Raw genomic sequence first — 6,569 nt, 5'->3', positions numbered from 1 at the left:
CCTTGATTGTTCATGGTACAAAGGTGCAAATTTTCTATAGAATTAAAGAATTTTCCCCCTGATTTATCGGGTGAGCCAAAAAAGAAGCGTGAACTTACACTGCTCCACTACGAGGTACTGGCATACCTAAATGACGAAACAGGCAAGCCCACGCTATGACGAAGCATAGCATAGACATTGCGCTGAAATCTCGTCATTTTTGAAAAGTGCCAGTTTTCGTAGTGAGATATTCGGCGAACGAATATGTTATATATAAAGACGAAATCACGACCGAAGCCGTTCAATCGCCGCTTATTCTCTTATTTACTTTTGCAAAGGTAGCGAAAATCAATGAAATAACCTTGCAAATCAATGAAATCCTGCCATATCATAATTACACGGCAGGATAACGGAAAGCATAAACGCTCTATTTGTAATATGTTTAATCTATCCGTTCACGGATTAGCCTGTGTATGTCGCTTGCCCGGTAGAAATATTTCCCGTCCAGCATGATATAGGGCAATATGCCTTTCTTGCGGTAACGCTGCAAGGTCTTGGTGCTTACTTTCAGCATAAAGCACAAATCCTGATTGTCAAGCAGTTTTTCACCGTTCAGGTAATTGTGTTCACTTAACAGACGGTCTATCTTCCTTTCCTGCATATCGAACCTGTCCATGATACGCTCCATCCATGCCACGAAGTTTTCTTTATCTATATACATAATGTTACCGGATTAAATAAGACCTATCATAAAATAACTTTGGTTTGCCGGGTCTTTAACGATAATGTCCCGTTCACGCATGAAGCGGATATAACTCTTTGCGGTACGCTCCTTTACGTCCAAGACCTGCTGCAACTGTTCGCAAAGGTCTATATAGGTGATATGTGTCTGCCGCCCGAAGATGTCACGGGCTACGTTCACCAGTTCCCTTTCCTTGCGCTTCTCCTTTTCCTCACGGGGCTTTTCCCCCTTGTACACGTGCATCCCGGCTTTCTTGTCCCACGCAAAGAGCATCAGCGGAACGTCCAGCGGACTACCGTCACGCACTTTCAGGGCTTTCACCACCGACTGCGTGGGTTCTTCGTCTTTCTCTATTGAAAGGATAGTAGCCGCCTTGCGTTGCAGTTCGCTGCCCAAATGCCCCCGTAACTTTAATCCATTAGGGACGAAGTGCAGCACACACAGAATACACGTGTTATAGATGCCTGCCAACCGATAGAGTTCATCTATCACCGCCACGCTTTCCGCTTCATCGTTGGCACTCTTTACAAGGTCGGCGATGCCGTCAATGACAACCAACTGGATGCCACCGTACTGGTAGTAGAACTTATCCATGCTCTGCACAATGGCGTGTAAACGCTCCTTGCGGGACATACCCGTCAGGCAGAACGCTTTCAGTTCTTCCGGTTTGTCCTGCTGTTTGGCTCTTGCCAGCAGGTTGCTTACATTCTTGAACAGCTGCACTTCCGACTGTTCGGTGTCATAGAGCAAGACCGCCTTGTGCCTGCCGTTGGTCGTTACCTGTATGCCCAGTGTATCAGTTTCCGTACCAGCCGGGCAGATGCAGCCCGCCACGATTGCGGCTACATAGTTGCTCTTTCCCGTTCCCTCGCCCCCGGTGATGCCGAACAGGTTGCCTTGCGTTCCCAATGGAACATCGCCCGCCGAAATGATAACCTGCGCTTTGGCGGGTGGGTTATTGAAATCTATCTCGCATGATTTTAGCATAATCAATGTGTCGCTATACAGGTTGTCTAAAAATTCGATAAACAGTTTTAGGAAATCTTCACGGGTGTTTCCGGCTTTGAAGTAGTCGGAAATGTCCTTTTCCTCTTTCGTACCCGGAAGCGGCAGGAGCAGGCGTTTCACTCCAAATTCTTCCAATAGTTTTTCCTGCTTGCATGAACTTTCCCTGCCCGTCTTGTCCATATCGAAAAGCAGAATGATATGCTTAAAGCGGAACGTCAGCCGATAGACCAGCGTGGGCGGTATCGTCACCGTTTCGCTGTTGAAACAGATAGCGTGAAAACCGTGTGCCGCCAGCGAAAGCACGTCTTTCTCGCCGCCCGTGATGAATAGCGTATCGCCTTTGGCTGGCAGTTGCTCCAGCCCGAAACAGTAGTTCTCGCCGAAACTGCCGCCGTAGAGGAAGCGGGGCGTGGAGAACGGGCGGTACAGCTTGATGTACTGTTTGCCCTTGTAGCCGTACATGGGTTCTGCCACCGATGAAGTGTAGGTGTACGGTTTGCCCTCTGCCGTTTCGCTGTCGTATTCCCGGAGCGAGCAGACCTTGTAACGTTCCAGCAGTTCGGGCGTGATGCCGTACTGCTGCCAATACACCAGTTCGGCAAGCGGGAATTTTTGTTCCCGGAACTGGTAGGGCTTGACGGGCTTTTCGGGTGCTTCTTCGGTTTTGTCCGGTACTGTCCGATTGTTTGTTGTTGTCGGAATGGCTATCGGAGTTCCTGCCACCAGTCCCAATCCCAAATCCCGGTCGATAATCTCCAGTATCTCCACGAAGTCAGCCGCACGGTTGCAATCCAATCCCTTCAGCTGCCCCACAAAGAAAAAGCAGTCGCCGCTGTAATTGTCGTTACCGAAGTCCTTCATCTTGTACATACCGCTATGGCGGTCGAAGTAGATGTTGCACGATGCTTTCTTATCCAGATAAAACGGATTAAGAAAATTCCGACCAATGCGCCAGTTGCCGGGTAGATAGTGCTTGAACACGGACAATCCGCTATTTGTCCTGCTTAGAATTTCGTCTTTCCTTAACATAAGCCTTGTGATTTGCAACTAAATTACGCATACATTCATCATTGCTTTTTATCAGCCGTTCTTCCAACAGGCGTTTCAACTCGCCTATCTTGTAATAACAACGCCCTCCAATATTGGAATAGGCGATAGTTCCATTAGCCCGTAAGCGTTGCAGGGTACGGTCGCTGATTTGAAGAAAGGTGCAAACCTCGTAACTGTCCACCCAAATTTCATCCTCATTCGTCCTGCTTTCGTCCAACTGGTTGAAGATGAAGTTTGCAATGGCGGTAATCTTATTGTCCAGTTCCTTGTAGGCTTTGGACTCGAATGTTATAATCTCCATATTGCTAACTTATTGATTTGCCGCAAAGTTCAGAAGAAGAAATAACCTAAAAGTCATGGTTGTACCTATCATGGTATTACTTTTTTTGAAGCTATTTTAGGGGAATATCGGCGTAAAAGCTTCCCAAAAATGTCATTTTCAAAGTATATTTCACCATAAAAAGAAAATACCATATTGGGGTGAACATGGTACTTCTACATATTGGAATACAGTAATTTATAGTTCATATCATTTTCATCCTTTTTTGAACCAACGTGAAATTGTCAAGAAACGGTTGCTAATATCTTGTAAGTATCGTATTTGCTTCTTGGATGTCATATAAAAACATCCATGTCGTTTTTATACAATTTGATATGAACCAAGTTAAGTAACTTTGCCGGATAAATGAAATGAGTATGAATATTACCTATATATCAATTTATAAAACCAGTCTGCCTGTATTGGTTAGTTTATTAATGGAATACTTGATAGGTTTTACCGATACAGCCTATTTAGGAAGAGTTGGAGAAACCGAATTGGCTGCATCAGCTATAGCTGGTACTTATTATATGATTATATACATGATTGGATTTGGGTTCAGCATAGGAGCGCAAATCTTAATAGCCCAATATAATGGGAACCAACAGTATAAAGAAACTGGAAAAATTCTCTCACAAGGCATATTGTTTTTGCTGATAATCGCAGCAATAGTAATATTGCTTTCTTCTATAATTTCACCAATTATATTAAAATCGATTATAGATTCTGAATCTGTACTCCAAGCAGTTTTGCAATATCTTGATTGGAGAATCTATGGTTTCTTTTTTTCTTTTACAATTATCATGTTTAGAGCTTTCTATATCGGAATAATACACACTTCCGCATTAAAGCTCAATTCCATAACTATGGTAGCAATTAATGTTATTCTGAATTATATCTTAATATTTGGAGCATTAGGTATTCCCGCATTAGGCATTTCTGGAGCAGCCATAGCGTCAGTCATTTCCGAAGCGGTTGCGGTAATTCATTTTATCATATATACCCAAAAGAACGTAAGTTCTTGCAAATATGGATTAAAAAGGCGAATAACCATAGATTGTACAATATTTAAAAAGATGCTATCTATTTCTATTTGGATGATGTTACAGCATGGATTAGTATTTGGCAGTTGGTTCGTTTTCTTCATTACAATGGAGCATTTTGGGGAGAGGTCATTAGCTATTACGAATATTGTGAGAAATATTTCGTCCTTTCTTTTTCTTTTCGTACAAGCTTTTGCATCTGTTGTTAGTTCTTTGGTTGGAAATCTCATAGGAGAGAATAAAAGTAGCTCTATTCTATATGTGTGTAAAAAAGTAATATTCTTATGTTATATGACTATTTTACCGATAATGTTACTGTTTCTGTTTTTCCCTTCATCTGTTTTGCGGATTTATAGTGACAATACAATATTGGTGTTTGAGGCTATCCCTACATTAAAGGTTATGCTGACTTCTTACTTGATTGCTGTACCTACATTCGTATTTTTTAGTGCAGTTTCGGGAATAGGTCATACTGTCGCTTCTTTATTGATAGCATTTATATCTTTAGTCGTTTACATAGTATATGTGGAAACAATTAGTCATTTTAGTTCGAGTGTCCCACTATTGTGGACATCGGAGCATGTTTACTTTTCATGCGTGTTTATACTTTCTCTTTATTATATACACCATTGGTGGATGAACTTTATCAATCAAGACAAAAAATTAATCACTAATATTTCTTAGAATCAGAGTTGATAATTATCTTTGTTATATGTATAAAGAGTATTCCCCATGTAGCGTATTAGCTCCTTTTATCTATCACTTTTGGGAATATAAAGGAGAAACAAGAAGTGGATTGAAATTCAACATTCCACCTCATGGTTGTTCTGACCTTGTTTTCATCGTGGGCAATGCCGCAGATTGCATCAGGAATAGCCTGATAATGAAACCTTATCATTCCTATTTCTTTGGACCGATGAATACATTTACAGAATTGGTTGCTCACACAAACTTCATTCATATTATAGGAGTACGGTTTCGCCCATGCGGACTTTTTCAATTTATAGAGATTCCGTTAAACGAATTGGCAAATCAAGGGATTGACAGCCAAGAATTTCCAGTTCTTTTTAGTCAATCTTTCATATATCAACTCTGCGAATCCAATCAAAATCCGATTGATATTATTGAACATGAATTGGTTAGACAAGTGTACAAAAACAACATGGACACAGAAAAGCAAATATCTTATGCTGTTTCCTTGATTAGTAGGCAGAAAGGTATTGTTTCGATTAAGGAGTTGGCAGCAGAAGCATGCTTATGCCTACGACAATTTGAGCGGAAGTTTAAATTTTACACAGGTTATTCGCCCAAAGAATATAGTAGAATCATCAAGTTTTGGAACGCTATTCACCTTTTAAAATCCAATACTTCATTCGATAACCTTTTGTCTGTCGCTATCCAAGCGGGATATTATGATACACCGCACCTATATAGGGAAGTAAAAAGACTTTCAGGCAATACGCCCAATGCTTTTCTTTCACTCCCAACAAATGAAAAAGTAGAAGTGTTGCATTTTGAATTATAGAAATACAGCAACAATGCTTTTTGTAATTATTTGTTGTGCTAACATTTCATATCATCCTCATTCATCCGTTTAATCAGGCTATCTATAAGATGATGAAGATATGCCGTCTGGTCTTTTCTCTCTTTCATGGCTATATAAGAAGCATAGTAATCGCCTAAATCTACTTGAAATACCGTACTAAGAAATTTCATCATTTCCTTTATTTCTACATTGCCGTTATTGATGTCGCCCGCAGATACAAGGGCATACCCTAATTCTATCAAAAAGACTTTTTTACCCGTGAAACGGAAAGGATATTTCAGATACTTTTGAAGATTGTCTTCTATCTGATTGTTAGTTTCCAGTTTCACTAATCGTTTGTTCAGATAAATACGCAGCATTTCATTGGCTATAATCTTAGCCACTTTATAGTCATATCCGGTTGAAAAATTCGGGTCTTTGTCGAATTGTGCGCTATCGGTGCATAAGCGTAAATCTGCATTCCCACGAACAAAATAATATTCATCGTACACCGTTGAATGTGAACGGTAGTATTGGTAAAAGTCCAAGTTGCGATTGAAGAAATAGGTCAGATTATCCAGTTCCCGATTGATATAACTTCTAATTACTTCATCGCTACCATTAGGACATTGTGTTTCTATCCGATAAATCTTATAGAAGAATAATAATCGGGCAAGTATTTCCGGTTTCTGCATCTTGAAGAATAGTATTTCATCCTCTTTGGTTGGAAAGACATAGGTTTGAACTCTCATCCTTAAATCATTAAGTATGCTTTGTAACTTATGCACCATTGAAAGAGAAGTTTCGATAATATCATAGCCGTAGAGGTCGATTTCTGATATATCGACCTCTATTAGCTCTAATATCTTATCTACTTCTTCTTTCATTGTATAAGTAGTTCAT

Annotated in this window: 6 protein-coding genes; 2 read left to right on the top strand and 4 right to left on the bottom strand. The window is 40.5% G+C overall.

Annotated features, from left to right (window positions below; translation table 11 throughout):
* Positions 1-421 precede the first annotated feature (421 nt).
* From AB5935_RS04725 to AB5935_RS04715, 3 genes are read right to left on the bottom strand one after another with little or no spacing between them, the layout of a single operon-like run.
* Complete coding sequence (locus AB5935_RS04725; protein WP_008772024.1) at positions 422-700, bottom strand: helix-turn-helix domain-containing protein; 279 nt, start codon at positions 698-700, stop codon at positions 422-424.
* A gap of 12 nt (positions 701-712) precedes the next feature.
* On the bottom strand, positions 713-2,758 hold the full coding sequence (locus AB5935_RS04720; RefSeq protein WP_008772025.1) for an AAA family ATPase: 2,046 nt from the start codon (positions 2,756-2,758) through the stop codon (positions 713-715).
* Entirely contained in the window at positions 2,721-3,080 is a 360-nt protein-coding gene (locus tag AB5935_RS04715; RefSeq protein WP_038611244.1) for a helix-turn-helix domain-containing protein, read from the bottom strand. Before AB5935_RS04715 ends, AB5935_RS04720 begins: the two co-directional genes overlap by 38 nt.
* Positions 3,081-3,475: 395 nt before the next feature.
* Between AB5935_RS04715 and AB5935_RS04710 the strand changes: the two genes are divergently transcribed.
* Both AB5935_RS04710 and AB5935_RS04705 read left to right on the top strand, forming a co-directional pair.
* Positions 3,476-4,825, top strand: a complete 1,350-nt coding sequence (locus AB5935_RS04710) for an MATE family efflux transporter (RefSeq protein ID WP_038611246.1) — start codon at positions 3,476-3,478, stop codon at positions 4,823-4,825.
* A gap of 28 nt (positions 4,826-4,853) precedes the next feature.
* Positions 4,854-5,666: a helix-turn-helix domain-containing protein gene (locus AB5935_RS04705; protein ID WP_038611248.1), complete on the top strand. Its 813-nt coding sequence runs from the start codon at positions 4,854-4,856 to the stop codon at positions 5,664-5,666.
* Between the two features lie 38 nt (positions 5,667-5,704).
* Here AB5935_RS04705 and AB5935_RS04700 read toward each other — a convergent pair whose 3' ends face one another.
* Complete coding sequence (locus AB5935_RS04700) at positions 5,705-6,553, bottom strand: RteC domain-containing protein (protein ID WP_038611251.1); 849 nt, start codon at positions 6,551-6,553, stop codon at positions 5,705-5,707.
* Positions 6,554-6,569 lie beyond the last annotated feature (16 nt).

Source organism: Phocaeicola sp. RTP21198st1_B8_RTP21198_201120 (assembly GCF_040929485.1).
Lineage (GTDB): Bacteria > Bacteroidota > Bacteroidia > Bacteroidales > Bacteroidaceae > Phocaeicola > Phocaeicola dorei.
Note: the sequence above shows the minus strand (reverse complement) of the source record. Positions and strands in the feature narration are given on the sequence as shown.

Excerpts from the sequence above, each read along its gene's own strand:
- AB5935_RS04725 (WP_008772024.1), bottom strand. The coding sequence starts at position 700 with ATGTATATAGATAAAGAAAACTTCGTGGCATGGATGGAGCGTATCATG.
- AB5935_RS04720 (WP_008772025.1), bottom strand. The coding sequence starts at position 2,758 with ATGTTAAGGAAAGACGAAATTCTAAGCAGGACAAATAGCGGATTGTCC.
- AB5935_RS04715 (WP_038611244.1), bottom strand. The coding sequence starts at position 3,080 with ATGGAGATTATAACATTCGAGTCCAAAGCCTACAAGGAACTGGACAAT.
- AB5935_RS04710 (WP_038611246.1), top strand. The coding sequence starts at position 3,476 with ATGAATATTACCTATATATCAATTTATAAAACCAGTCTGCCTGTATTG.
- AB5935_RS04705 (WP_038611248.1), top strand. The coding sequence starts at position 4,854 with ATGTATAAAGAGTATTCCCCATGTAGCGTATTAGCTCCTTTTATCTAT.
- AB5935_RS04700 (WP_038611251.1), bottom strand. The coding sequence starts at position 6,553 with ATGAAAGAAGAAGTAGATAAGATATTAGAGCTAATAGAGGTCGATATA.